This window comes from Microbacterium oxydans (assembly GCF_900095745.1).
In the GTDB taxonomy this organism is placed as follows: Bacteria; Actinomycetota; Actinomycetes; order Actinomycetales; family Microbacteriaceae; genus Microbacterium; species Microbacterium oxydans_B.
In genome coordinates this window covers 201,435-227,345 of the sequence record NZ_FMIR01000017.1, presented here as the reverse complement: position 1 = coordinate 227,345, position 25,911 = coordinate 201,435, and the positions used below count along the sequence as shown (strand labels likewise).

Sequence of the window (25,911 nt, the reverse complement as noted above, 5' to 3'; positions counted from 1 at the left end):
CGGCCGCTGAGCGCGAACTCAGCGCCGGGTGTCAGACGTCGATGCCGAGCTGCTTGCGCAGTCGCGCCACGTGACCGGTGGCCTTCACGTTGTACTGCGCGAGAGTGATCGTGCCGTCCTCGTCGAGGACGAAGGTGGAGCGGATGACACCCTCGACGAGCTTGCCGTAGTTCATCTTCTCGCCCCACGCGCCGTAGGCGGTGTGGGTCGCGTGGTCGGGGTCGCTCAGCAGCGGGAAGGTGAGTCCATCGCGTTCGCGGAACTTCGTGAGCGTGGCCGGCTCATCGCGCGAGATGCCGACGACCCGGTAGCCCGCACCCTGGAGCGACGAGATGCTGTCGCGGAAATCGCAGGCCTCCGTGGTGCAGCCGGGCGTCATCGCGGCGGGGTAGAAGTACAGCACCGTCTTCTGGCCGCGCAGATCGGCGAGACGCACGGTCTTCCCGTCCTGGTCGAGGAGGGCGAAGTCAGGGGCTGCGGTTCCGGGTTCGAGGCGCTGGGTCACGCCTCCAGCCTAACGTCCGGGAGCCTGCTCCGCCTTGTCTGCGAACGTCTGGAGCAGCCGCTGCAGGGAGTCGAGCCGCGCACGTCCGGTCTCGCCCAGCTCGCCCCGTTCCGCCGCTTCGATGAGGGCGCAGTCGGGGGCATCCGCGAGGTGCGTGCACCCCCGGGGGCAGTCCTGGGCGATCGCCGCGAGCTCCGTGAACGCGGCCAGGATGTTCGCGGGATCCACATGGCCGAGACCGAACGAGCGGACGCCGGGCGTGTCGATCACCCAGCCGCTGCCACCGGCCCCCTCGTAACGCAGCGAGACGGTAGAGGAGGAGGTGTGGCGGCCGCGTCCGGTGACCTGGTTCACGTGTCCGGTGGCGCGCAGAGCCGTGGGCACGAGCGCGTTGACGAGGGTCGATTTGCCGACGCCCGAGTGGCCGACGAAGACCGTGGAGTGCCCGACGAGCGCTTCGCCGATCTCCTCGACGGGCATCTCGTCCTGAGCGCTGGTGAACACGCGCAGGTCGAGGCCGTCGAAGTGGGTGAGGAACTCCGACGGGTCGGCGATGTCGGTCTTCGTGACGACCAGGAGAGGACGTATCCCCGCATCCAGGGCAGCGACGAGGTAGCGGTCGACGAGACGGGCCCGCGGCTCGGGGTCGGCCGCGGCGACGACGACGAGCATCTGATCGGCGTTCGCGACGATGACGCGCTCGACCTGGTCGGTGTCGTCGGCGCTGCGACGCAGAAGCGAGGTGCGTTCCACGATGCCGACGATGCGGGCGAGCGTGCCCTCGTCGCCCGAGGTGTCTCCGACCACACGCGCCTGATCACCCGTGACGATCGGCATGCGGCGCAGCTCCCGAGCCCTGGTGGTCGTGATCATGTGCTCGTCAGGGGTGTTCTCGTCCAGGAGAACCGAATACCGGCCGCGGTCGACGCCGAGGACCCTGCCCACCTGGGCGTCCTCGTGCGCGGGTCGGCGCTTGGTGCGCGGGCGGTTCGCCTTGGGGTTCGGACGCGTCCTGATGCTGCTCTCGTCGAAGTCCTCGAAGTCGTCATCGAGGTCGTCGCTGTCGTCGAGCCAGCTCACCATCAACCTCGCAGCATCCGCTCCCAGAGCATCGTGAACTCCGGGAGGGTCTTGGCGGTGGTTCCGATGTCGTCGATCTCGACACCCGGAACGCGCAGGCCGATCAGTGCGCCGGTCGTGGCCATCCGGTGATCGTGGTGTGTGGCCCAGCTGCCGCCGTGCAGCGGGCGCGGGATGATGCGGAGCCCGTCCGGGAGCTCCTCGGCCTCGCCGCCGAGTGCGCGGAGGTTGCCGATGAGTGCCGCGATCCGGTCGGTCTCGTGGAGGCGGATGTGGCCGATGCCACGGATGGTCGTCGGGGACTCCGCGAACGCGGCGAGGCCGACGAGGGTGGGAGTCAGCTCGCTTGCGGCGGAGAGATCGAGGTCGAGACCGCGAATGCCGGAGCCTGCGCGCACCGTGAGGGTGCCGCCGTGGCGACCCACGTGCGCTCCCGTGGCCTGGAGGATGTCCGGCAGCAGCGCGCCCGGCTGCGTGGAGTGCGCCGGCCAGCCCGTGATGGAGACGGAGCCGCCGGCCACCAGAGCGGCGGCGAGGAACGGTGCGGCGTTGGAGAGATCCGGTTCGATCGCGATCTCCTTCGCGCGCGGCACCCCGGCCTCGACGAGCCACTCGCCGACGGCCGGACGCTCGATGCGGATGCCGCGGCGGCTCAGAGCCTCGATGGTCATGTCGATGTGCGGAAGGCTCGGCAGGTGCTCGCCGACGTGCACGAGATGGAGCCCGACGTCGAATCGAGGAGCGGCGAGCAGGAGGCCGGAGACGAACTGGCTCGACGCCGATGCGTCGATCTCGACTCGTCCACCGCGGATGCGCCCGTGGCCGCGGATGGTGAACGGGAGCGACCAGGTTCCCTCGTCGTCGATGTCGACTCCGAGGTCCCGCAGGGCGCTGATCAGCCCACCCATGGGGCGATGGAGTGCGGTCTCATGCGCCGTGAGGTGCACGTCGTGCTGGGCGAGGCCCGCCAGCGGAGCGATGAAGCGCATCACGGTGCCCGCCTGGCCGCAGTCGATCGTCGTGCCCCCGCTGAGCTTCGCCGGGGTGACCACGAGGTCGGGACCGAACTCGTGCCCGGCTTCCACCTCTTCGATGCCGACGCCCAGGGCGCGCAGGGCGTCCACCATGCGCGCGGAGTCGTCGGAGTGCAGGGGGGCGATCAGTCGGCCGGGGCCGTCGGCGATCGCGGCGATCATCAGCTCGCGATTCGTCAGCGATTTCGAGCCCGGGATCGTGAGCTCGGCGTGCACGGGCACGTCGGTGGTGGGCGCAGGATAGGTGCCCTGCACCCGGGAGGGGGAATACCTGTTGGCGCTCATCGGTTCTCACCTTAGTAAACGCAGGAAGCTTCGTCGCGAAAGACAGGCTCCTGAAAGCGAAGGAGAGAGCATGACGGCGACGTTGGAGCGCGAGGTGATCGACCTCAGCGGCCTAGACTGGCCGGTGATGGATGACACCGCAACCGCAGACATCGTCGGCGACCCTCGACGCGAGTTCGAGGAGCAGGCGATCCCTTTCATGGATCAGCTCTACGCCGCCGCGATGCGCATGACGCGCAACCCCGCTGACGCCGCCGACCTCGTGCAGGAGACGTTCGTCAAGGCCTATGGCTCCTGGTCGACGTTCTCGCAGGGGACCAACCTCAAGGCGTGGCTGTACCGCATCCTCACGAACACGTACATCAACATCTACCGCAAGCGCCAGCGCGAGCCGTTCCAGGGCACGATCGACGAGCTCGAGGACTGGCAGCTGGGCGGTGCGGAATCGACGACCGCTTCGCACAGCCGCTCCGCCGAGGCGGAGGCCATCGACCGGATGCCGGCCTCGGTGGTCAAGGACGCGCTGCAGGCCGTGCCGGAGGACTTCCGGCTCGCGGTGTACCTCGCCGATGTCGAGGGCTTCGCGTACCAGGAGATCGCCGACATCATGAAGACCCCCATCGGCACCGTGATGAGCCGTCTGCATCGTGGCAGGCGGATGCTGCGGGAGCTGCTGGCAGATTACGCCGCTGAGCGGGGCATCGCGGCGGCTGAGACGAGGAGCAAGAAATGAGCGACTGCGGCTGCGACAAAGCGCGTCAGGATCTGGAGGAGTACCTCCGCAACGAGGTGTGCAAGACCGAGCACACCGAGATCCGTGAGCACCTCGAGCATTGCCCGTCCTGCCGTGATGAGGCGCTCGTGGCCACGACCCTCACCGAGGTCATCGCCCGTGCCTGCAAGGAGACTGCTCCCGAGCAGCTGCGCGACCAGGTTTTCGCTCGGCTGCGCGAGGCTCAGGCTGCCCAGCACTGACCCCGCGTCCGAGCCCGTCGGTAGTGTGGATGGATGAGCTCCATCGATGCGCGGGACGTGCCCGCAGACACCACCTCGACTGAACGACTGGCCGCCGCCGGACTCGAGTACCGCGTCGTCGATCTGACCGATGACGCGAGCGCCGTGGCATTCCAGCGTGCGGTGGACCGCGGTTTCCTCGGTGCCGAACCGAGCAGCGAGATGCTCGCGCAGGTCACGAAGACCTTCGCGGCCCGACGCAACATCGGCGTGTTCGAGAAGACGGCACCGGAAGCTGCGCTGCCGGTCGCGACCACCAACGCGTGGGTGACTCCGCTCACGCTTCCCGGAGGCGGCGAGATCGGCATGTGGGCGATCAGCATCGTCACCGTCGCGGCGACCCATCGGCGCCGGGGCATCGCCAGAGCCCTCCTCGAGGGCGAGCTGCGGGCCGCAGCATCCGCCGGTGTCGCCGTCGCCGGGCTCACGGTGACAGAGGCGACGATCTATGGGCGCTACGGTTTCGGCTCGGCCGTCCCGGTCGCGCGACTGACCGTGGACACGCGTCGAGCAGGGTGGGGCGGCGAGACCCCGCCGGGGCGCCTGGAGTACGTCGACCGCGAGACTCTCGCCGCCGACCTCGGGGCTGTCCACGAGCGTGCGCGTCGGCGGACAGCCGGACAGATCCCCGGCTGGCGCGGCCGCTGGGAGGGGTATGCGGGCGTCGCGCCGACCGCCGATCGGGATCAGGCCCGTGGCGTGCGCTATCTCGACGAGAACGGTGTGCTCCGAGGGGTCATGGCATACGCCGTGAGCGAGGCGAACGGCACGTTGCGGTTCCGTCTGGACGTGCGGCTGCTCGTCGCCGAGACTGCCGAGGCGCGCGCCGCGCTGTGGCGTTTCGCGCTGCAGCACGACCTCGTCGACGAGGTCGTCGCCGACCTCCGTCCCCTCGACGATCCGCTGCTGTGGCTCGTCGCCGACCCCCGCGGTGTGAAGCAGGAGGTGCATGACCATGGCTGGCTGCGAATCCTCGATCTCCCGGCTGCGCTGACCGCGCGACGCTACTCTGCTCCGCTCGACACGGTGCTGCGCGTCGAGGACTCCCTCGGATTCGCGAACGGCGACTGGCGGCTGCGCATCGACGAGTCCGGTGACGCGACGGTCAAGGTCGCTGAGGGCAGCACCGCCGACATCGTGCTCGACGTGTCGGCGCTGTCCTCGCTGTACGCCGGGGGAGTACGCGCGGCATCTCTGCACGGTGCCGGTCGCATCTCGGGTGACGCGGCGGCCGTCGAGGCGCTCGATCGCGCACTGATCGCCTTCCCGGTGCCGTCTCTCGACATCTGGTACTGAACCGGAACGAGAAAGGGCGCCCCGACCGCGGTCGGGGCGCCCTTTCTCGTCGATGGATCATCCGAGAGTTACGGCCGAACGGATCAGTGCGGCCTGCTCGGAGGCGTGCACCTTGGAGGATCCCGTCGCCGGCGACGCAGATGCCGTGCGGGCGACGGGTCGGAAGGACCGGTCTCCGGGGACGTCGGCGAAGGCGAGCGCGAGGAACGGCCATGCGCCCTGGTTCTCCGGCTCCTCCTGCACCCACACCAGCTCGGCGTTCGGGTAGGAGTCGGTGATGGCCTTGAGCTCGTCGATCGGCGTCGGGTAGAGCTGCTCAAGCCGGACGAGGGCGACCTCGGGGTTCGGGTTCTTGTCGAGTTCGGCGCGCAGATCCCAGTGCACCTTGCCCGAGTGCACGAGGACGCGCTTCACGGCCGAGCGGTCGAGACCGCGGTCGTCGTCGATCACCGGCTCGAACCGGCCCTGGGTGAAGGCCTCAACCGGGCTCGTCGCGCCGCGCAGACGCAGCATCGCCTTCGGGGTGAAGACGATGAGCGGCTTGCGAGGACGGGCGTAGGCCTGGCGGCGCAGCAGGTGGAAGTACGACGCCGGGGTCGACGGACGGGAGACGATCATGTTCTCCTGCGCGCACATCTGCAGGAAGCGCTCGATGCGCGCCGACGAGTGATCAGGTCCTTGGCCCTCGTAGCCGTGGGGGAGGAGCAGCGTCACGCTGGACTGCTGTCCCCACTTCTGCTCGGCCGCCGAGATGTACTCGTCGATCACGGACTGGGCGCCGTTGACGAAGTCGCCGAACTGCGCTTCCCAGAGCACGAGTGCCTCGGGAGCTTCGACCGAGTAGCCGTATTCGAACCCGAGGGCGGCGTACTCGCTGAGGAGCGAGTCGTAGACGAAGAAGCGGCCCTGCGCATCGGACAGATTCGACAGCGGCAGCCATTCCTGGCCGTTCGCACGGTCATGCAGAGTGGCGTGACGCTGGACGAACGTGCCACGACGGGCATCCTGTCCGGCGAGACGCACCGGGGTGCCCTCGACCAGAAGCGAGCCGAATGCGAGAAGTTCGCCGAAGCCCCAGTCGATACCGCCGTTGCGGCTCATGTCGAGCCGCTTCTCCAGCAGCTGCTGGATCTTCGGATGCACCGTGAAGCCCTCGGGCTTGTTCACGAATGCGTCACCGATGAGCTGGATGACCTCGCCCGGCACGCCCGTGACCTCGGGCGCTCCGACCTGGTCTTCCACCGGAGGCAGCTCCGGCGCGATCGGTGTCGCCCCGGTCTCCGCCGCGTGGGTCTCGGCGAAGGCGATCTCGAGGCGGTTCTGGAAGTCCGCCTTGGCCTCGTCGTACTCCTGCTCCGTGATGTCGCCACGGCCGACGAGCGACTCGGTGTACAGACGGCGGACAGACCGCTTCGCCTGGATCAGGTCGGTCATCAGCGGCTGCGTCATCGAGGGGTCGTCCCCCTCGTTGTGACCGCGTCGGCGGTAGCACACGAGGTCGATCACGACGTCGCGGTGGAACCGCTCGCGGTACTCGAACGCGAGCTGTGCGACGTGGATGACGGCCTCGGGGTCGTCGCCGTTCACATGGAACACCGGTGCCTGGATGGTCTTCGCCACGTCGGTGGAGTACACCGAGGTGCGTCCGTCGTTCGGGGTCGTCGTGAAGCCGACCTGGTTGTTCACCACGACGTGGATCGTGCCGCCGGTGCGGTAGCCGCGCAGCTGCGACATCTGCAGCGTCTCGACCACGACGCCCTGGCCGGCGAAGGCGGCGTCGCCGTGGACGAGGATCGGCAGCCAGGCGAACGTGCCGATCGGCTTGCGGTCCTGCTTGGCGCGGACGATGCCTTCCAGCACGCCGTCGACCGTCTCGAGGTGTGACGGGTTCGCCGCGAGGTAGACCGGCAGCTCGGACTTGTCATCGGCGACGAAGGTGCCCTCGGTGCCGAGGTGGTACTTCACATCGCCGGAGCCACGCTGGTTGCCGGGGGTCTGGGTGCCCTCGAACTCGCGGAACACCTGGCCGTACGTCTTGCCAGCGATGTTCGTCAGCACGTTGAGGCGGCCGCGGTGGGCCATGCCGATCGCAGCGCCCTCGAGTCCGGAAGTCGCGGCGCCCTGGAGGATCTCGTCGAGCAGCGGGATCAGCGACTCGCCGCCCTCGAGCGAGAAGCGCTTCTGGCCGACGAACTTCGTCTGCAGGAAGGTCTCGAACGCCTCGGCCTCGTTGAGCTTGCGGAGGACCCGCAGCTGCTCGTCGTGGCCGGGCTTCTGGTACTTGACCTCGACCTTCTCCTGGAACCAGCGACGCTGCTCCGGGTCCTGGATGTGCATGTACTCGATGCCGAGCGTGCGGCAGTACGAGTCGCGGAGCACACCGAGGATGTCGCGGAGCTTGGCGATGCGCCGACCGCCGAACCCGCCGGTGACGAACTCGCGGTCCAGGTCCCAGAAGGTGAGCCCGTGGCTCTCGATCTCGAGGTCGGGGTGTGAGCGCTGCTGGTACTCGAGCGGGTCGATGTCGGCCATCAGGTGGCCGCGCACGCGGAAGGAGTTGATGAGCTCCTGCACACGGGACTGCTTGTCGACGCGCTCGGCGAGGTCGACCGCGATGTCGGGGTTCCAGCGGATGGGGGCGTACGGGATGCGGAGCGCCGCGAAGATGTCGTCGTAGAAGCCGCGCTGGCCGATGAGCAGCTCATGCACCTTCTTGAGGAACTCGCCCGAGCCTGCACCCTGGATGACGCGGTGGTCGTAGGTGCTGGTGAGCGTGATCGTCTTGCCGATCGCCAGCTCGTTGAGCGTCTTGTCGCTCGCACCCTGGAACTCGGCGGGGTACTCGAGGGCTCCGGCACCGATGATGCAGCCCTGGCCCTTCATCAGCCGCGGCACGGAGTGCACGGTGCCGATGCCGCCGGGGTTGGTGAGGGACACGGTGGTGCCCTGGAAGTCAGCGGCGGTGAGCTTGTTGCCGCGGGCGCGGGTGACCAGGTCTTCGTACGCGCTGAGGTACTCGGTGAACGACAGCGTGTCGGCGCGCTTGATGCTGGGCACCATGAGAGCGCGCGTGCCGTCGGGCTTGGGCAGGTCGATGGCGATGCCGAGGTTGACGTGCGCAGGGGCGACCACCGAGGGCTTGCCGTCGATCTCGGCGTAGAACACGTTCTGGCTGCGGAACTCGTCGAGCGTGCGGATGAGCGCCCACCCGATGAGGTGGGTGAAGCTGATCTTGCCGCCGCGGGTGCGCGCCATGTGGTTGTTGATGACGATGCGGTTGTCGATCATCAGCTTCGCGGGCACGGTGCGCACGCTGGTCGCGGTCGGGACGGTCAGCGACTCGTCCATGTTCGCGGCGAGGGTCTTCGGCAGGCCGCGCAGCGGAGTGACCTTGTCCTCCTCGACGGGCTCGACGGCCTCCTTCGACTCGGGCTTGGGTGCGGGCTTGGGTGCCTGTGCCGGGATCGGCGCGGCGGCCGCGGGCTTCGCGGTCGTGCGGGCGACCGGCTGCGAGCCGATCACGGGGATCGGGGCGGTCACCGGATGTGCCGACGTGTCCGCAGCGGCGGGTGCCGATGAGGAGGTATCCGAGTGGTACTTCTCGAGGATCGGCCACCACTCCTTGTCGACGGAGTCGCGGTTCACTTTGAACTGCTCGTAGAGCTCTTCGACGAGCCAGGAATTGGCTCCGAACCCCCCGTCGCCGTTGACGCCGGTCACCTGGTTCGACACTCTCGATCGCCCTCTTTCATCGCTGAAGCTCTCTGGTGCGGACGTCGACGCAGGATGCGTTCGGATCCGCACACTCTCGACCAACAAGCCTAACGTGTTTCGCTCGGGGAATCGTCGGAAGCCACGCGCCCACACGGCTGCGATCTGGGTACCGTGGAGACATGGAGTTCTCTGGAGCGCAGCCGACCGTCGACCTGACCTACTCGGACGTCTTCCTGGTGCCGCGGAGATCCGGGGTCACCAGCCGTCTCCAGGTCGATCTGGCACCGCTGGACGGCACCCCGGCGACTCTTCCGATCGTCGCCTCGAACATGAACTCCGTGACCGGCCCCAGAATCGCGGCGGTGCTCGCCCGCCGAGGCGCGCTCGGCGTGCTTCCCCAGGATCTGCCGCTGCAGGATCTCGATTCCGCGATCCGTGACGTGAAAGCCCAGCCGGTCCTCTGGGACACCCCGATCGTGCTCCCGCCCGAGGCATCCGTCTCGGACGCGCTCCGCCTGCTCCCGGCCGCTGTCGGTCACGGGATCGTGGTCGCGCAGGGCGCCGCGCCGATCGAGGTCGGACGGATCCTCGGCGTGCTCCCGGCCACAAGACTCGCCACCGCGCTGCCGGATGCCCAGCTCGGAGATCTCGTTCACCGCGGGACACCGTCGATCGACGCGGACGACATCGGTTCGGAGCGGCACGCCTTCGACGTCATCACGGACGCCGACGTCGAGATGGTGACGGTGGTCCACCACGGACATCTCGTGGGCACCCTGAGCGCGCGCAGTGCACTGCGCTCCACCCTGTACCGTCCGGCGGTCGATGCCGACGGAAGACTGGCTGTGGCCGCGGCCGTCGGCATCAACGGCGACGTCGCGGCGAAGGCCAAGGCGCTCGCCGGAGCAGGCGTCGACGTGCTGGTCGTCGACACGGCGCACGGCCATCAGGAGGGCATGCTGCGCGCTCTGCGTGCGGTCGCCGAGCTCGACCTCGGACTGCCCATCGTCGCCGGCAACATCGTCACCGCCGACGGCGTCGCCGACCTGGTCGATGCGGGCGCGACGATCCTCAAGGTGGGCGTGGGACCCGGGGCGATGTGCACCACACGAATGATGACCGCGGTCGGACGCCCCCAGTTCTCCGCCGTGCTCGAGACCGCCCAGGCCGCCAAGGAGCTCGGCGCCCATGTCTGGGCCGACGGCGGCGTGCGGTACCCCCGCGACGTGGCACTCGCGCTCGCGGCCGGCGCCGCATCCGTCATGGTCGGCTCGTGGTTCGCCGGCACGATCGAGGCGCCGGGGGAGCTGCAGCGCGACAGCGACGGTCGCTTGTTCAAGGAATCCTGGGGCATGGCGTCGACCAAGGCGGTGCAGGCGCGCTTCGGCAGACTCGACGCCTACGAGCGGGCTCGCAAGGAGCTCTTCGCCGAGGGCATCTCCTCGTCCAAGATCTATCTCGACCCGCTGCGGCCCGGCGTGGAGGATCTGCTGGACATGATCACCTCGGGCGTGCGCTCGTCGTTCACCTATGCCGGCGCCTCGTCCGTGCCGGAGTTCCACGATCGCGCGCTGGTCGGACTCCAGTCGGCAGCCGGGTACGAAGAGGGCAAGGCGCTTCCCGTCAGCTGGTGATCGCGAGCGCGAGCACAGTCGTCTTCTGTACAATCGTCCGCATAATGGACGACCCTCCCAGTTGCAGAACATCGCCCCACTGTCCGCCTCTCTCGCAGGAGAGGAACCGCTGATGGACTACATCATGTTGGGCGTGGGGCTCCTTCTCACGGTCGGCACCGGCCTCTTCGTCGCCAGCGAGTTCGCGTTGGTCAACCTCGACCGCGCCGAGCTCGAAGCGCGACAGGCCAGAGGTGAATCCCGGCTCTCGCTCACGATCGGCGCCCTCCGGCACACGTCCACGCATCTCTCCGCAGCACAGCTCGGAATCACGCTGACGACGCTGCTCACCGGTTACACGATGGAGCCGGCGCTGTCGAACCTGCTGCGTCCGACGCTTGTCGCCTGGAGCATCCCGGAGGCGGCGGTCGCGCCCATCGCGACGATCGTGGCGATGCTCGTGGCCACCGTGCTGTCGATGATCCTCGGCGAACTCGTGCCGAAGAACTTCGCGCTCGCCCTGCCGCTGGCGACGGCGAAGCTCGTCATCCCCTTCCAGGTCGCCTTCACGACCGTCTTCAAACCGGCCGTGGTCGTGCTCAACGGCAGCGCCAACGGCGTGTTGCGGAGCATGGGGATCGAGCCGAAGGAAGAGCTCTCCGGCGCCCGCAGCGCGGAGGAGCTCTCCTCGCTCGTGCGACGCTCCGCCAGTGCGGGACTGCTCGAGGCCGACACCGCGACGCTGCTCGACCGCACCCTGATGTTCTCCCGGCTGACCGCCGCCGACGTGATGACCGCACGGCCGAGCATGCACGCGATCGCCGCCGGTGACTCGGTGGACGACGTCATCCAACTCGCACGGCGCACCGGGCACAGCCGCTTCCCGGTCTACGACGACGATCTCGACGACATCACGGGTGTCGTGCATCTCAAGGCGGCCATCTCGGTGCCGCGTGATCGCCGGACCGAGGTCCCGGTCGGTGCTCTGGCGACCGAGCCTCTGCGCGTGCCCGAGACCGTGCACGTGGACGCCCTGATCTCCGAGCTCCGTGCTCGTGGGTACCAGCTCGCCGTCGTCGTCGATGAGTACGGCGGGACGGCGGGGCTCGTCACGCTCGAAGACCTCGTCGAGGAGCTGGTCGGCGAGGTCGCCGACGAGCATGACCGCACGAGGGCCGGAGTCATCCGCAACCGGGAGGGCGTGACCTTCCCCGGCGAGCTGCGTCCCGATGAGCTGCGCCGTCGCGCGGGCGTCGAAGTGCCGGAGGGTGACGTGTACGACACGGTCGGCGGCTACGTCATGAGTGTGCTCGAGCGTGTGCCCTCGGTCGGCGACGAGGTGCCGCTCGACAGCGGCATCCTCCAGGTCGTCCGCATGGACGGCCGGCGCGTGGATCGCGTCCGCTACGTTCCGAGTCCGCTCGACGGGGGAGAGGAGGCCACCCGATGAACGATTGGGGAGGACTCGCCTGGCTCGTCGTGCTTCTGATCGCGAACGCCTTCTTCGTCGGCGGGGAGTTCGCGGTGATCTCGGCTCGGCGGTCGCAGATCGAGCCACGTGCCGACCAGGGCTCGCGTGCGGCGAAGACGGCCCTGTATGCGATGGAGCACGCGACTCTGATGCTCGCGACCTCGCAGCTCGGCATCACGATCTGCTCGCTCCTGATCCTGAACGTCTCGGAACCCGCGATCCACCACCTGCTCGCCGTGCCGCTGCATGCGCTCGGCTGGCCGGACGGTGCTGTCGACGCAGTCTCGTTCGCGATCGCGCTGCTGATCGTCTCGTTCCTGCACGTCGTGTTCGGCGAGATGGTGCCGAAGAACCTCGCGTTCTCGGTGCCGGATCGTGCCGTGCTGATCCTGGCTCCGCCGCTGGTGTGGGTGTCGAAGGTCTTCATGCCGGTGATCTGGGTGCTCAACGCCGCCGCCAACGGTGTGCTGCGCCTCTTCCGGGTGGAGCCGAAGAACGAGGCGGCCTCCACGTTCACGCTCGACGAGGTCGCGACCATCGTGAGCCAGTCGCGACGTGAGGGCCTACTGATGGACACCGCGGGAACGGTCGCCGCCGCGGTCGAGTTCACCGACAAGAAGGCACGGGACGTCGCCGTGCCTCTGGGCGATCTGGTGACCCTGCCGCAGTCGACCACGCCGGACGACATCGAGAAGGCCGTCTCACGCTACGGGTTCTCCCGCTACGTGATCGTCGACGACGAAGCCGTACCGATCGGGTATGTCCACCTGAAGGACATCCTGCGTGCATCCGAAGGGCCGGACGCCGAGACGAAGATGATCCAGCCGGTCCCTGCCAAGCGCATCCACCACATGGTGCCGGTGCAGGAGGACACGGATCTGGAGGATGCCCTCGCGGTGATGCGCCGCGCGGGCCGCCACCTCGCGAAGGTGCGCGACGCGCAGGGGAACACCACCGCCGTGCTGTTCCTGGAGGACATCCTGGAGGAGCTGGTCGGTGAGGTGCAGGACGCGACGCGTCGCTTCCGCGGACGCTGATCCGGACTGACGCACGAAGGCCGCCGACCCGGGAGGATCGGCGGCCTTCGTGCGTGTGCGCCCGCTCAGCGCCAGCGCGCGCGTTCGTACTGCGGGGGCCAGGTGACCTCCGCACCGAGCTCGTGGGCGGCGCGGAGGGCGAAATGCGGGTCACGCAACCACTCCCGGCCCGCGAAGATCACATCCGCCGCGCCGTCGGCGAGCACCTGCTCCGCCTGGGCCGACGCGGTGATGAGCCCGACCGCGGACACCGGGATGCGGCCCCCCTGGCGGACCGTCTCGGCGAGAGGCACCTGATATCCCGGGAATACGTCGATGCTCTGATGCGCAACGAGCCCGCCGCTGGAGACGTCGATCAGGTCGGCCCCGTGCTGTGCCGCCCAGTCGCCGACGATCGTCGCCTCTTCCGGGGTGAAGCCACCGTCCGCGTGATCGGTGGCCGAGATGCGTACGAGCAGCGGCACTTCGGTGCCGGCGGTGGTGCGAACGGCGTCCACCACGCGGAGCAGCAGCCGGGCGCGATTCTCGAGCGAGCCTCCGTACTCGTCCTCGCGCAGGTTCGACAGCGGCGACAGGAACTGGTGCAGAAGGTAGCCGTGCGCCCCGTGGATCTCGATGACGTCGAAGCCGGCGTCGAGTGCGCGGCGCGTGGCGGACGCGAAGGCCTCGACCACACGGTCGATGCCCGCCAGGTCGAGGGCGACCGGTTCCTCGAAGCCGTCGAACGCCACGGCCGAGGGCGCGGTGGTCGTCCAGCCGCCGTCCTCCTGCGGGACGGAGCCGCGCAGAGGAGCCCAGGGCCACCAGGTCGAGGCCTTCCGACCCGCGTGCGCGAGCTGGATGCCGGCGTGCGCTCCGCGGTCGTGGATGGCCTGGACGATCGGCGCGAGCGCGTCACGCTGCTCGTCGTTCCAGAGGCCGAGGTCACGAGGGGAGATCCGGCCCTCGGGGACGACCGAGGTGGCCTCGGCGACGATCAGCCCGGCGCCGCCCGAGGCGAACTGGGCGAGGTGGGCGTGGTGCCACTCCTGAGCGACGCCGTCCACGGCGCTGTACATGCACATGGGCGAGACCCAGAGGCGATTGCGGAACGTGACGGATCGGATGCTCAGTGGGGAGAAGAGAAGACTCACCGTTCGACGCTACCCCCGCGGGCGTGCGTCTCGGGCCGTCGCACTAACGTGGAGTCATGATCGAGGTGCGGGAGTGGTCACGCAGCGATACGGCGCGCCTGTTCCGTGCGCCCACGGCGGAGGACGACAAGTACGCCCGCGGGGTCGTGGCGCTGCGTACCGGATCTCCCGCATACCCCGGCGCCGCGGTGCTCGGAGTCGAGGCGGCGTGGCGGTCCGGAGCGGGGTTCGTGCGGTACGTGGGCGCGGAACGGGTGGCGGACGCCGTCCTGGCTCGGCGACCCGAGACCGTCGTAGGAGCGGACATCGGCAGTTCGCGCGTCGGAGCCTGGGTGATCGGCTCCGGCACGGATCCGATGCACCGCACGGACGCGGAGAGCGTCGCGCTCCGTGAGATCCTCGCCGGTGCGGTCCCCGTGGTCATCGATGCGGGTGCCCTGGACCTCGCGCCGGGAGCGCGGGCGCCGTTCCTCGTCACCCCGCACGCACGGGAGTTCACCCGGTTGCAGGAGCGCCTCCGCGTGCAGCCCCACGACGACGAAGACGACGAGCGGGCGGATGCGGCGCGGCAGGTGGCCGCGAAGATCGGTGGCACCGTGCTGCTCAAGGGAGCGCGGACGTTGGTCGCCGACCCCGACGGAGCCGTCATCGCCGTCGAAGCGGGAACGGGGTGGCTGGCGACGGCCGGCACCGGAGACGTGCTCGCCGGCGTGCTCGGAGCGGTGTCGGCCGCGAACCCCGGAGCGACGCTCGCCGAGGTCGCCGCCGCCGGGGCCTGGCTGCATGGTCATGCCGCGCGGATCGCGGCCGGGACGCTCGCCGGCGGCCCGGGGCACCCGATCGTGGCGATGGACGTGGCGGAGGCGCTGCCGCAGGCGATCCAGGACGTCCTGGGGTGAGCCGCGACTCGACGACGAGGGCACTCGTCCTGTGGGGCGCGTTCCTCCTCGTCCACCTGCTCACCGCTCTGCTCGGGTGGGTGTATCCGAGCCAGCCCATGGGTGATGTCGTTCTCGTGTACGAGCCGTGGGCGTCGGCGGCTCTCGGCGGTGGACCGATCGTCGGCATCACCGAGACGTGGGTCTACCCCCAGCTCGCGTTGGTGCCCATGCTGCTCGCCGCCGGACTCGCCGCGCCTCTGGTTCCCGTGCTCGGCGTCTCGAGCGCCTACCTCGTCGGCTGGGCCGTGCTGGTCATCGTCCTCGATGCGATCGCCTTCGGTGTACTCATCGGGCGATCGCCCTCGCACGCGAGGCGGGTCGCTGCCTGGTTCTGGTGTGGAGCCGTCTTGCTACTCGGTCCGATCGCGCTGTACCGGATCGACGCGATCACCGTGCCCCTCGCCGTGATGGGCGGACTCTGGCTCGTCGCGCGACCGATGATCGCCGCCGCCCTGTTGACGGCTGGCGCCTGGATCAAGATCTGGCCCGGCGCCCTCGTCGTGGCTGCGGTCGTCGCGGTCCGCGCGCGGTGGCGCGTGCTGCTCGCCGCGATCATCGTCACGGGCGGCGTCGTGTTGCTGCTGGTGCTGTTCGGCGCCGACACGGAGATCCTCGGGTTCCTGACCGAGCAGACCGGGCGCGGGCTGCAGATCGAGGCGGTGGCGGCGACGCCGTTCCTCTGGCTCGCTGTCGCGGGTGCGGCACGCGTCGAGTACAGCTTCGAGATCCTCACCTTTCAGGTGACGGCGCCGGGAGTGGATGCCGTCGCCGCGGCCCTCACTCCGCTGATGATGATCTGCGTGCTGGTGGTCGCGGCGATCGGCGCGGTGAAGGCGATGCGCGGTGCCGCCTTCCCCCGGCTGTTCCCTCCGCTCGCCCTCACGCTCGTGACGCTGCTCATCGTCACCAACAAGGTCGGCTCGCCCCAATTCCAGACCTGGCTCATCGCGCCGGTGATCCTGTGGATCGTGCTCGATCGCGCCAGATCGCGCACACCCGCGGTCATCGTGCTCGCGCTCTGCCTGCTCACCTGTCTCGTGTATCCGCTCGGCTACGACGCCCTGCTGCGCGCCGAGGCGCTTCCCGTCGCGGTGCTCACCGTGCGGAACCTCCTTCTCATCGTCCTGCTCGTCCTCGGCATCCGCGCTCTCCTGCGCGTGCCCGTCCGTCATCCGAAACTCCAGGAGTGAACCCATGCTGATCGCCTTCTCCGTCGCCCCGAGCGGCACACCCGCCGAAGGAACCGAGCGAACCGATGCCTCCGTGCACGACGCGGTGGCCGCGGCTGTGCGCGTGGTGCGCGAGTCGGGGCTGCCGCATCGCACGACGAGCATGTTCACCGAGATCGAGGGTCCCGACTGGGACACGGTGATGGACGTCGTCAAGCGTGCCACCGAGGCGGTCATGCCGTTCGGCTCGCGGGTGTCGCTCGTGCTCAAGGCCGACATCCGCCCCGGGTACTCGGGCGAGCTCGACGCGAAGATCGAGCGCCTCGAGGCAGCGATCGAGGAGTCGGATGACTGATCGGCGCGCTCCTGCCGAGGTCCGGACACGTCCGGCTGTCGACGACGACGTCGAGTGGATCGCCGAGCTGCGGGCGATTGTGCTCCGGTCTGATCTGACGCGGCTCGGTCGCTATGACGATGCGCGGGTGCGGCAGCGATTCCGGGACGCGTTCGCGCCGACGGAGACGCACATCATTGTCGTGGACGGACAGGACGTCGGCTCCGTCGCGCTCCGTGACGAAGGCGGGTCGCGCTGGCTGGAGCACTTCTACATCGCTCCTTCGCACCAGGGGCGCGGCGTCGGAGGACGCATCCTGACCATGCTGCTGGACGACGACGTGCTCCATCGGCTCAACGTGCTCCAGGGCAGCCCTGCCCGGGCGCTCTATGAACGCCACGGGTTCGTTCTCGAGCGGCAGGACGAGGTCGACGTCTTCATGTTGCGTGAGCGGACGAGCACGGACGGCGTGGCGTCGGACGGCCGCTAGGCTGTACCGGTGAATCCCTCGACTGAATCGAGGGGTGCGGCGAAGTGGGCGCTCCTCTCTCTCGCCATCGGCAGCTTCGGCATCGGCATGACCGAGTTCGTGGTCATGGGTCTGCTGCCCAACATCGCCGCCGACCTGCTGCCCTCGCTCTGGGCCACCAGCCAGGAAGACGCGCTGAGCCAGGCCGGTTGGCTGATCTCGCTGTACGCGCTGGGTGTGGTGGTCGGTGCGCCGACCATCGCCGGATTCGTCGCTCGCTTCCCGCGGCACCGGGTCATGATCGTGCTGGCCCTCGCGCTGACGGTCTTCAACGCGCTCACAGTCATCCTGCCCACGTTCGAACTGGTCGCCGCCTCCCGGTTCCTGGCAGGGCTCCCGCATGGCGCGTACTTCGGCATCGGCGCCCTGGTCGCGGCCGACGTCATGGGGCCGGGGAACCGTGCCAAGGGCGTGGCATTCATCCTCACGGGACTGACGGTCGCCAACGTGGTCGGCGTGCCGCTCGGCACGTTCCTCGGACAGGTGTGGGGATGGCGCGCGGCGTTCGCCGTCGTCGCGATCGTGTTCGCGCTGGCGACGGTCTTCATCGCGGTTTTCGTGCCGCAGCACCCCGGTGATCCCGGACGCACGATGCGCCAGGAACTCCGGGTCTTCCGCATCCCGCAGGTGTGGTTCACACTCGGCGTCGGTGCGATCGGTTTCGGTGGCTTCTTCGCCGTCTACAGCTACATCGCGCCCCTCGTGACCGAGGTCGCCGGGTCGCCGGACTGGGCGGTGCCCATCGTCCTGGTGCTCATGGGCCTCGGCATGACCGCGGGAAATCTCGTCGGCGGCCACCTGGCAGACATCGACCTGCGCCGCACCCTGCTCTACGGACTCGCGGCGCTCGTCGTCGTCCTCGGCCTCCTCGCGGTGCTGGCCTTCTGGATCGTGACGCTGGGGCTGCTGGTCTTCGTGGTCGGGTTCGTGTCGTCGGTGCTGAGCCCGACGATCCAGACGCGTCTGATGGATGTGGCCGAAGACAACCAGTCGATCGCCGCGGCGATGAACCACTCCGCCCTCAACATCGGGAACAGCCTGGGCGCTTTCCTCGGTGGGCTCGTGATCGCGGCAGGCTGGGGATTCACGGCGCCCGCATGGACCGGTGCCGCGCTCGCCGTGGCGGGATTGCTGATCGCCCTGCTGTCCTACCGCGTGGACGCGCGTCGGCCCGCGGCCAGGGAACGCGTCGCATCGTAGAGTGACGGGGTGATCACGCCCGATTCGTCCTTGCTCGTCGCCGGCACGGTCGTGCTGCTGCGCGCAGCCGACCCCGGCTTCGAAGTGCTGCTGATGCGGCGTCCCGATCGTGGATCATTCGCGGGCGCGTGGGTCTTCCCCGGCGGCAAGGTCGAGCCGGCCGATCGGCGTGACGGTGACGAAGAGGTCGAGGACGCGCGTCGTGCCGCGATCCGAGAGACCTTCGAAGAGGTCGGGGTCGTCGTCGAGGAGCTGGTGGCGTTCTCCCAGTGGCATCCGCCGGTCGAGGCGCCCACGCGCATCCGCACCTGGTTCTTCCTCGCTGAGGCGCCGTCCACCGATCCCTCACCGTCCGAAGACGAGGTGGCCGAGATCGCCTGGGTCCGGCCGGCCGAGGCTCTGGCGCGGCACGGTGCCGGGGAGTGGATGCTGTACCCGCCGACCTGGATCACGCTGCATCAGCTGTCGGCCTTCACCGACGTTCCATCCGCGTTGGCGTCCGGCGGCGCCGTGCAACTGTTCCAGACCCGTGTTCTGGGTTCGGGCGCCGCGCAGGCGTTCGCGTGGGAGCAGGGGCGTCTCGAGGCGGGCGAACTGCCGTGGCGGTTCTTCCCGGGCTGAGCGACGCGGATCAGCTCTTGAGCAGCCGCCGCAGGTTCGCGCCGACGATCTCGGTCTCGATGAGGAAGCCGTCGTGCCCGAAGTCGCTGGAGACCACCACGGCCTCCCCGTCGATCACGTTCCGGATGCTGCGGGCGATGCGCTGCTGTCCGTCGACGGGGAACAGTCGGTCGCTGTCGATGCCGAGGACGAGCGTGGTGGCTGTGACGGCGTGCAGCGCCTCTTCGACACCGCCGCGCCCGCGCCCGACATCGTGCGAGTTCATGGCCTCGACGAGCGTGATGTAGCTGTTCGCGTCGAAGCGACGGGTGAACTTGTTGCCGTGGAAATCGAGGTACGACTCCACGGCGAAGCGTCCGCCGTGACCGAGAGGTGAGACATCCGACTGCCACGACCGCTGGAAGCGCTGGTTCAGCTCGATCGGGCTGCGGTAGTTCAGCAGAGCCATCCGCCGTGCCAGCGCGAGTCCGCGGTGCGGGCCGTCACCGTCTCCGAGGTCGTAGTACTCGCCGCCCTGGAACCGCGGGTCCATCCGGATAGTCTCCAGCTGCACGGTGTTCAGCGCGATCTGGTCGGCCGTCGTCACCGGGGGAGAGGAGAGCACAGCCAGCCGTTGTACGCGCTCGGGATGCGTCACCGCCCACTCCAGGGCATGCATGCCGCCCATGGATCCGCCGATGACCGCGGCAAAGCTGTCGATGCCCAGCGCATCGGCGAGCCGCACCTGCGCCGCCACCTGGTCGCGGATCGTCAGGTAGGGGAAGCGCGACGCCCATTCGTAGCCGTCGGGGGCGACGCTTGCCGGTCCGGTCGATCCCTGGCAGCCGCCCAACATGTTCGGAGCGATCACGAACCAGCGGTCGGTGTCGAGCGGCGCACCGGGGCCGGTGATGTCTTCCCACCACCCCACGGTCGGATGGCCGGAGCCTGCAGGACCCCGCACATGGCTGTCGCCCGTGAGCGCATGCAGCACGAGGATCGCGTTGTCGCGAGCGGCATTCAGTTCGCCCCACGACTCGTAGGCGATGCGGATGCCCGGCAGCTCGCGGCCGCTCTCGGTCGAGAAGGCGCCGAACGCCGCGAACCGCCTACCGCCGACCGGGTCGCCGTCGCGCCACGCGCCCGTCGCCGGTGGGCGGGCACGGAGCAGCCGCACGTCGGCCTCCGTCACGGGCGCCGACGGCACCGTGTCCTCGGAGGTCGTCTGCCAGTCCATCCCTCCATTGTCGCCTGGTCGAGCACCCGGCGGCGGCAGGTTACGACCCGGTGTCGTGTCGCCGTGCGTGCGACGGCCCGGACGACGGGGCGGTCGACTCAGCGGACGCGGGTCATCGTGGCGAGATGGTCGCTGTTCCCGGTGCGCAGCGTGCTCGAGGCGACGACATCGAGTCCGCGGACGAACACCTGGTCGATCCGGACGAGCGGGAATGCGGCGGGCCAGGTGAACCCGAGCGTTCCGTCGGTCGGCCGTGCCCACTCGGCTTCCGCTCGCAGCGCGGCCAGGCTCGGGTCCGTCGAGGGTGCGTTGAAGTCCCCGACGACGACAAGTGCGGTGGCTGCGTCGGAGGCGACCTGCTCGGCGATGCCGTTGAGCATCGTGTCGCGGTCCTGTTGCTGTCCGGGGCGCACGGAGGCGGCGTGCAGCACGTAGACGGCGACCGGTCCCGCGGGGCTCTGCACCTCGACGCGGAGCGCGCGCTTCCAGCTGAGCCCGAGCGTGAGCGGTTCGGCGCTCGCCAGCGGGTATCGACTCCACAGTGCCACCGTGCCGACCGTGTAGGAGTGCGGGTACGCGTCGGCGAGCACCTCGCTCGCGGCGGAGAGGCTGTCGCCGTCGAGTTCGGTGAGGGCGATCACATCCGCTTCGCTCTGCGCGAGCTCTGTGGCGGAGGCGGCAGCGCTGCCGGAGTGCGCGCGCACGTTCTGGCTGGCGATCGTGAGTTCACTCTCCGCACTGGCCGATGCCGGGAGGCCGGGGAACGCCGGGGCCATCGCGAGGAACCAGAGGAGCGTGGGCACCAGGAGGAGGACGATCACGCGCCGCGCGAGGAAGAGCGCGATGACGACGAGTGCGAGGAGGACGAGTCCGAGCCAGGGGAGGACGGCGGCGACGGCGGTGCCGATCACGCCAGGAACCCATCCGCACACGAGCAGGATCAGCACGGTGATGCCGGCGATCGCGAGACAGCGGGCATGGCGCGTCGTGGTGCGTCGGGCGAGCGGTGGTCGGTGTTCGACGTCGATCATGCTCTCCTCACAGCGGGGATCCCATTCTCGACGGAGCCGCCTGTGGGTCGGCCGGGTGGTGCCCGCGCCCGCGAACGCGAGGATGCCCCGGACCGCGTGGTCCGAGGCATCCTCGTGGTGCGTGAGGAACGTCAGGCGCGAGCGGCCTCCGACACGGCGCGTGCTGCGGCGAGAGCCTGGTCGAGGTCGGCCTTCAGGTCGTCGATGTTCTCGATGCCCACGGAGAGGCGGACGAGGCCCGGGGTGACACCCGCGGTGAGCTGCTGCTCGGGGGTGAGCTGCGCGTGCGTGGTCGACGCGGGGTGGATGACGAGCGAGCGCACGTCGCCGATGTTGGCGAGGTGGCTGAACAGCGACAGGCTGTTCACGAACTCGCGGCCGGCCTCGACACCGCCCTTGAGCTCGAACGACAGCACCGCGCCGACGCCCTTGGGGGCGTACTCGTTCGCCTTGGCGTACCAGGGCGAGGAGGGCAGACCCGAGTAGTTGACGGTCGCGACGTCGTCACGGCTGTCGAGCCACTCGGCGATCTCCTGCGCGTTCTGCACGTGACGCTCGATGCGCAGCGACAGGGTCTCGATGCCCTGGATGAGGTTCCAGGCGCTCTGCGGCGCGATGGCCGAGCCGAGGTCGCGCAGCAGCTGCACGCGGGCCTTGATGATGTAGGCGAGCGGGTCGCCGACGGCAGCGGTGTAGCTGGCGCCGTGGTACGAGGGGTCCGGAACCGTGAGGCCCGGGAACTTGTCGACGTTCTTCGACCACTCGAATGTTCCGCCGTCGACGATGGCGCCGCCGATGGTGGTGCCGTGTCCGCCGAGGAACTTGGTGACCGAGTGCACGACGATGTCGGCGCCGAACTCGAACGGACGGATCAGGTACGGGGTGGCGATCGTGTTGTCGACGATCAGCGGGACGCCGGACTCGTGTGCGATGTCGGCGACGGCGCGGATGTCGAGGATGTTGATCTGCGGGTTGCCGATGGTCTCCGCGAAGAACAGCTTCGTGTTCGGGCGCACCGCGCGGCGCCACTCCTCGGCGTCATCCTGGTTCTCGACGAAGGTGACCTCGATGCCGAGCTTGGCGAGGGTGTACTTGAAGAGGTTGTAGGTGCCGCCGTAGATCGAGCTCGAGGCGACGAAGTGGTCGCCGGCCTGAGCGATGTTGAGGATCGCGAAGGTCGAGGCTGCCTGGCCGCTGGCGAGCACGAGTGCGCCGGTGCCGCCTTCGAGCGCGGCGAGACGCTGCTCGAGCACGTCCTGCGTCGGGTTCTGGATGCGGGTGTAGATGTTGCCGAACTCCGCCAGGGCGAAGAGGTTGGCCGCATGGTCCGCGCTGTCGAACACGTACGACGTGGTCTGGTAGATCGGCGTGGCGCGGGCCTTCGTGACCGGGTCGGGGGCGGCGCCGGAGTGGATCTGCTTGGTCTCGAAGCGCCAGGACTCGGGTGCGGACATGATTTCCCCCAGGAGTGGTCGGAAGGTCGGATGGCGGATGCCGTTGCAGCGAGAGTACGGAACATCGGCCCGTGTCAACAACAACCGGGAAATGTGACGTAACACGGCGGAGGCCCGGAATCACGCGGGAGAGGAGGCATCGCCGGGTGAGTAGACGGGTGAGGCAGCGGGTGAGAGACGGGTTCTGATCTGCGTTCGGCGTCAGTACCGTGTGGCACACACAAGCGCGGTGATGTGCGCCGCGACGCGGAGGGAGTCGTCCCGATGGTCAGTCATGAGGGACCGAACACGGCAGGTGGCGAGAGCGCCCGTGACGGATCGACGCCGGGGGTCGGGCGACGGACGGTCCTGACGGGTGCCGCGTGGTCGCTCCCGATCGTCGCGGTCGCCGTGGCGACCCCGGCTGCTGCCGCATCGGGCGGTGCGCTCGGACGCTTCGTCATCGAGTCCATGCTGGGCGGCACCTGGGTGGATACGCAGTACTACGGGGCGTCGATCCAGCTCCGCAATGACGACACCCAGGCGACGACGCTGCCTGTGGAGGACGTCACGAGCGGCACAGTCACGGTCACGTTCGCTCGGGCGGATGTCGGTGACGTCGTGCCGGCCGTCATCGCCAATGCGGGCGGGACGAGCCCGACCGTCGGCGGCCTCCCTGTCACGGACCCCACGTGGACCGCCGGTGGCGCCACGGAGAACGGCGACGGCACGGTCACGTACACGCTCGTCTACGCCGGCAGCCTCGCCGGACAGGGCGTCACGAACGTCAGCTTCGGCATCCTCGGGCCGACGCCGCTCAACTCAGGCATCAGCGTCACCGTGACCTCCACCGGCAGCCCGACCGACGGCTTCGTGAGCAGCCGCACCGTGACTCTGTTCTGAGGGTTCCGCGACAGCCCCGTGCGGGACTCCGCAATCTCGGCGGAACATCGTACGGTGGAGGCATGGTGAACAGACGTGCAGTGGTGACAGGTGCGAGTTCGGGAATCGGCGCGGCGACGGTGCGCGCACTCCGGGCACGAGGATGGGATGTCGTCGGTGTCGCCCGACGCGAGGACCGTCTGTCCGCGCTCGCCGCGGAGACCGGGGCTTCGGCCATCGCGTGCGACCTGACGGACCCGGCAGCCGTCGACGCGCTGGTCTCGGAACTCGAAGCGTCGGGACCGGTGCACGCGCTCGTGCAGGTGGCCGGTGGTGCCCGGGGGACCGACCGCATCGAGGATGCCTCCGTCGCGGACTGGCAGTGGATGTTCGACGCCAACGTGCTGGCGACGCAGCGACTCGTGGCGGGACTGCTCCCGCTGCTGCGTCGGGCCGCTGCGGCAGACGGCTACGCCGACACGCTCTTCGTGACCTCGACCGCCGCGCAGTCGGCGTATGCGGGAGGCGCCGGGTACAACGCCGCAAAGGCCGCTGAGGGCATGCTCGTGAAGGTCCTCCGCCAGGAGCTCAACGGCGAGCCGATCCGCGTCGTCGAGGTCGCGCCCGGCATGGTCCACACCGAGGAGTTCACGCTGAACCGTCTCGGGGGAGACGCAGTCGCCGCCGAAGCCGTGTACTCGGGCGTCGAAGCGCCTCTTCTCGCCGAAGACGTCGCCGACGTGATCGCGTATGCGCTGGAGTCGCCGGGACACGTCAACCTCGACCTGATCACGATGCGCCCGGTCGCGCAGTCGGCGCAGCACCTGCTCGCGCGCGGGCCTTTGCGCGTGCGCTCCATCGACTGACGATGGCGCCGTCTCTCGCCGAGCTCGCCGCGGACGGCCGGATCGACGCGGGGTGGGCGGAGGCGCTCGCTCCTGCTCAGGACACGATCACCGAGCTCGGCGAGCGACTCCGCGCCGAGCAGGAGGCGGGGCACGGGTACCTGCCGTCCGGTGAGAACGTGCTCCGGGCCTTCCAGCGACCGCTGGCCGACGTGCGGGTGCTGATCACCGGACAGGACCCGTATCCGACGCCCGGCCACCCGATCGGACTGTCGTTCGCGGTGGACCGCGATGTGCGCCCGCTGCCGCGCAGCCTCTCCAACATCTACAAGGAGCGGGAGAGCGACATAGGTATCCCGCCGGCGCCCCATGGCGATCTCACTGCGTGGAGCGATCAGGGCGTGCTCCTGCTCAACCGCGTGCTCACCGTGCGGCCGGGTGCCGCCGCCTCGCACCGCGGCTGGGGGTGGGAGAAGGTCACCGAGCTCGCGATCCGGACGCTGGTCGCCCGTGATCAGCCGCTCGTCGCCGTGCTGTGGGGGAAGGACGCCGCGAACCTGCAGCCGATGCTGGGCTCGACGCCCATCATCGCCTCTGCGCATCCGTCACCCCTGTCCGCCAGCCGCGGCTTCTTCGGTTCTCGCCCGTTCTCCCGTGTGAACGACCTCCTCGCGGAGCAGGGCGCCGACGCGATCGACTGGCGGGTGGGCGGCGAGCCTGCGGAGGCTGAACGCCTGATCTAGCTCGGAGCGCAGGAGAAGCACTGGAAAAATCTGTCCGCGCGTGGACAGAAGACCCAACAGTGGCATCTTCATTGAGAGCATGGCAAGGGAGCCTCAGGTGCAATCCGATGGGCAGGACAGTATGGAAGCAGGGGAGGTGGATGAGATGACTGTCGCGCGTTCAAACCAAGCTGTAGCTTCACTCCTGGCGTCGATGGTTGATGGGGAGGACGATGTCGCCTCCGTTGTTATGGCGGACGAGACAGCGGCGAGGCTTTGGCTAAGATCGCGCCTCGGTGGCGATCGTGTCGCCTGCATTGCGAGCGATCTATATTCCTTGAGTCTTGACGACGCTTACTTCCTGGACGAGATCGACGAAGATGTCTTGTTGGCTGATGATGAACATGAACTTCGACAGTCATTGGCGGATGAGGAGGAGCAACTGCGGCGGCGAGTCGCGATCGGATTGCAGTATGTCCGAGCGGGCGGACGCGGTGGACGTACTCGTTTTCTGCGGACGCCGTTTGTGGATGTCACAGTGAGAGGCGAACAGATGCGCCTGTATCGCGGATATGGGGCCGGACGCGGGATCGCGCCGCCCTGGCGGCCTAGCTCGTGAGGAATGGGCTGCGCGCTAGGTCGATACGCGAGCAGGCTCTCGCCGAGAGAGCGAGGAGACTCGGGCCGGCCACGTTCTTCTTCGGCCTCTTGCCGCTGCTCGCGTTGGTCGATATCGGCGCGACGATGCCGCCCTTCGTCATCTGCCTCCTGGCCGGTTCGGTGCTGATCTGCGCGTGGTGCTGGGT

Annotated in this window: 24 protein-coding genes; 16 read left to right on the top strand and 8 right to left on the bottom strand. The window is 69.0% G+C overall.

Annotated features, from left to right (window positions below):
* Nucleotides 1–31: 31 nt before the first annotated feature.
* From bcp to aroA, 3 genes are read right to left on the bottom strand one after another with little or no spacing between them, the layout of a single operon-like run.
* A complete protein-coding gene (gene bcp, locus BQ2383_RS11445; protein WP_091033893.1) occupies nt 32–505 on the bottom strand; it encodes a thioredoxin-dependent thiol peroxidase in 474 nt (157 codons plus the stop codon).
* Between the two features lie 9 nt (nt 506–514).
* Entirely contained in the window at nt 515–1,585 is a 1,071-nt protein-coding gene (gene rsgA / locus BQ2383_RS11440; protein ID WP_091034520.1) for a ribosome small subunit-dependent GTPase A, read from the bottom strand.
* Between the two features lie 2 nt (nt 1,586–1,587).
* On the bottom strand, nt 1,588–2,904 hold the full coding sequence (aroA, locus tag BQ2383_RS11435) for a 3-phosphoshikimate 1-carboxyvinyltransferase (RefSeq protein ID WP_091033891.1): 1,317 nt from the start codon (nt 2,902–2,904) through the stop codon (nt 1,588–1,590).
* A 70-nt stretch (nt 2,905–2,974) separates the two neighbouring features.
* On the opposite strand from aroA, the gene BQ2383_RS11430 reads away from it, so the two are divergent.
* The 3 genes from BQ2383_RS11430 to BQ2383_RS11420 are packed head-to-tail and all read left to right on the top strand — an operon-like array spanning nt 2,975 to nt 5,214.
* Nucleotides 2,975–3,637, top strand: coding sequence for a sigma-70 family RNA polymerase sigma factor (locus BQ2383_RS11430; RefSeq protein ID WP_091033888.1), 663 nt, complete (start codon nt 2,975–2,977; stop codon nt 3,635–3,637).
* The gene (locus tag BQ2383_RS11425; RefSeq protein WP_029261944.1) at nt 3,634–3,879 is read left to right on the top strand and encodes a zf-HC2 domain-containing protein; all 246 of its coding nucleotides are present in this window, start codon (nt 3,634–3,636) and stop codon (nt 3,877–3,879) included. Before BQ2383_RS11430 ends, BQ2383_RS11425 begins: the two co-directional genes overlap by 4 nt.
* Nucleotides 3,880–3,912: 33 nt before the next feature.
* Nucleotides 3,913–5,214, top strand: coding sequence for a GNAT family N-acetyltransferase (locus BQ2383_RS11420; protein WP_091033885.1), 1,302 nt, complete (start codon nt 3,913–3,915; stop codon nt 5,212–5,214).
* 57 nt (nt 5,215–5,271) lie between these two features.
* On the opposite strand, the gene BQ2383_RS11415 is transcribed toward BQ2383_RS11420, so the two are convergent.
* The gene (locus BQ2383_RS11415; RefSeq protein ID WP_091033883.1) at nt 5,272–8,946 is read right to left on the bottom strand and encodes a multifunctional oxoglutarate decarboxylase/oxoglutarate dehydrogenase thiamine pyrophosphate-binding subunit/dihydrolipoyllysine-residue succinyltransferase subunit; all 3,675 of its coding nucleotides are present in this window, start codon (nt 8,944–8,946) and stop codon (nt 5,272–5,274) included.
* A 161-nt stretch (nt 8,947–9,107) separates the two neighbouring features.
* Between BQ2383_RS11415 and BQ2383_RS11410 the strand changes: the two genes are divergently transcribed.
* From BQ2383_RS11410 to BQ2383_RS11400, 3 genes are all read left to right on the top strand, one after another.
* The gene (locus tag BQ2383_RS11410) at nt 9,108–10,562 is read left to right on the top strand and encodes a GuaB1 family IMP dehydrogenase-related protein (protein WP_091033880.1); all 1,455 of its coding nucleotides are present in this window, start codon (nt 9,108–9,110) and stop codon (nt 10,560–10,562) included.
* A gap of 112 nt (nt 10,563–10,674) precedes the next feature.
* Nucleotides 10,675–11,991: a hemolysin family protein gene (locus BQ2383_RS11405; RefSeq protein ID WP_091033878.1), complete on the top strand. Its 1,317-nt coding sequence runs from the start codon at nt 10,675–10,677 to the stop codon at nt 11,989–11,991.
* Nucleotides 11,988–13,049: a hemolysin family protein gene (locus BQ2383_RS11400; RefSeq protein ID WP_029261939.1), complete on the top strand. Its 1,062-nt coding sequence runs from the start codon at nt 11,988–11,990 to the stop codon at nt 13,047–13,049. The genes BQ2383_RS11405 and BQ2383_RS11400 overlap by 4 nt, the downstream gene beginning before the upstream one ends.
* A 65-nt stretch (nt 13,050–13,114) precedes the next feature.
* On the opposite strand, the gene BQ2383_RS11395 is transcribed toward BQ2383_RS11400, so the two are convergent.
* Nucleotides 13,115–14,182, bottom strand: a complete 1,068-nt coding sequence (locus BQ2383_RS11395; protein WP_091033875.1) for an NADH:flavin oxidoreductase/NADH oxidase — start codon at nt 14,180–14,182, stop codon at nt 13,115–13,117.
* A gap of 56 nt (nt 14,183–14,238) precedes the next feature.
* Between BQ2383_RS11395 and BQ2383_RS11390 the strand changes: the two genes are divergently transcribed.
* The 6 genes from BQ2383_RS11390 to BQ2383_RS11365 are packed head-to-tail and all read left to right on the top strand — an operon-like array spanning nt 14,239 to nt 18,976.
* Nucleotides 14,239–15,081 carry an ADP-dependent NAD(P)H-hydrate dehydratase gene (locus BQ2383_RS11390; protein WP_091033873.1) on the top strand — a complete coding sequence of 281 codons (843 nt, stop codon included), beginning with the start codon at nt 14,239–14,241 and terminating at the stop codon, nt 15,079–15,081.
* The gene (locus tag BQ2383_RS11385; RefSeq protein WP_091033870.1) at nt 15,078–16,313 is read left to right on the top strand and encodes a DUF2029 domain-containing protein; all 1,236 of its coding nucleotides are present in this window, start codon (nt 15,078–15,080) and stop codon (nt 16,311–16,313) included. The genes BQ2383_RS11390 and BQ2383_RS11385 overlap by 4 nt, the downstream gene beginning before the upstream one ends.
* A 4-nt stretch (nt 16,314–16,317) precedes the next feature.
* Entirely contained in the window at nt 16,318–16,647 is a 330-nt protein-coding gene (locus BQ2383_RS11380; RefSeq protein ID WP_091033868.1) for a thiamine-binding protein, read from the top strand.
* Nucleotides 16,640–17,116 carry a GNAT family N-acetyltransferase gene (locus BQ2383_RS11375; RefSeq protein WP_091033865.1) on the top strand — a complete coding sequence of 159 codons (477 nt, stop codon included), beginning with the start codon at nt 16,640–16,642 and terminating at the stop codon, nt 17,114–17,116. Before BQ2383_RS11380 ends, BQ2383_RS11375 begins: the two co-directional genes overlap by 8 nt.
* Before the next feature lie 9 nt (nt 17,117–17,125).
* A complete protein-coding gene (locus BQ2383_RS11370) occupies nt 17,126–18,355 on the top strand; it encodes an MFS transporter (protein WP_091033862.1) in 1,230 nt (409 codons plus the stop codon).
* A gap of 9 nt (nt 18,356–18,364) precedes the next feature.
* Entirely contained in the window at nt 18,365–18,976 is a 612-nt protein-coding gene (locus tag BQ2383_RS11365; protein ID WP_091033859.1) for an NUDIX domain-containing protein, read from the top strand.
* Between the two features lie 10 nt (nt 18,977–18,986).
* On the opposite strand, the gene metX is transcribed toward BQ2383_RS11365, so the two are convergent.
* The 3 genes from metX to BQ2383_RS11350 form a co-directional block, all read right to left on the bottom strand.
* Nucleotides 18,987–20,192 carry a homoserine O-acetyltransferase MetX gene (metX, locus tag BQ2383_RS11360; RefSeq protein WP_091033857.1) on the bottom strand — a complete coding sequence of 402 codons (1,206 nt, stop codon included), beginning with the start codon at nt 20,190–20,192 and terminating at the stop codon, nt 18,987–18,989.
* Between the two features lie 98 nt (nt 20,193–20,290).
* Entirely contained in the window at nt 20,291–21,223 is a 933-nt protein-coding gene (locus BQ2383_RS11355) for an endonuclease/exonuclease/phosphatase family protein (RefSeq protein ID WP_091033854.1), read from the bottom strand.
* A gap of 131 nt (nt 21,224–21,354) precedes the next feature.
* Entirely contained in the window at nt 21,355–22,677 is a 1,323-nt protein-coding gene (locus tag BQ2383_RS11350) for a bifunctional o-acetylhomoserine/o-acetylserine sulfhydrylase (protein WP_029261929.1), read from the bottom strand.
* 264 nt (nt 22,678–22,941) lie between these two features.
* On the opposite strand from BQ2383_RS11350, the gene BQ2383_RS11345 reads away from it, so the two are divergent.
* From BQ2383_RS11345 to BQ2383_RS11330, 4 genes are all read left to right on the top strand, one after another.
* Nucleotides 22,942–23,559 (top strand): hypothetical protein, encoded by a 618-nt coding sequence (locus tag BQ2383_RS11345; RefSeq protein WP_091033851.1) that lies wholly within the window; start codon nt 22,942–22,944, stop codon nt 23,557–23,559.
* A gap of 62 nt (nt 23,560–23,621) precedes the next feature.
* Nucleotides 23,622–24,404, top strand: a complete 783-nt coding sequence (locus BQ2383_RS11340; protein ID WP_205828797.1) for an SDR family oxidoreductase — start codon at nt 23,622–23,624, stop codon at nt 24,402–24,404.
* Between the two features lie 2 nt (nt 24,405–24,406).
* Nucleotides 24,407–25,126, top strand: a complete 720-nt coding sequence (locus BQ2383_RS11335) for a uracil-DNA glycosylase (protein ID WP_091033849.1) — start codon at nt 24,407–24,409, stop codon at nt 25,124–25,126.
* Nucleotides 25,127–25,205: 79 nt separating this feature from the next.
* Nucleotides 25,206–25,724: a hypothetical protein gene (locus tag BQ2383_RS11330; RefSeq protein WP_140403343.1), complete on the top strand. Its 519-nt coding sequence runs from the start codon at nt 25,206–25,208 to the stop codon at nt 25,722–25,724.
* Nucleotides 25,725–25,911: the final 187 nt, after the last annotated feature.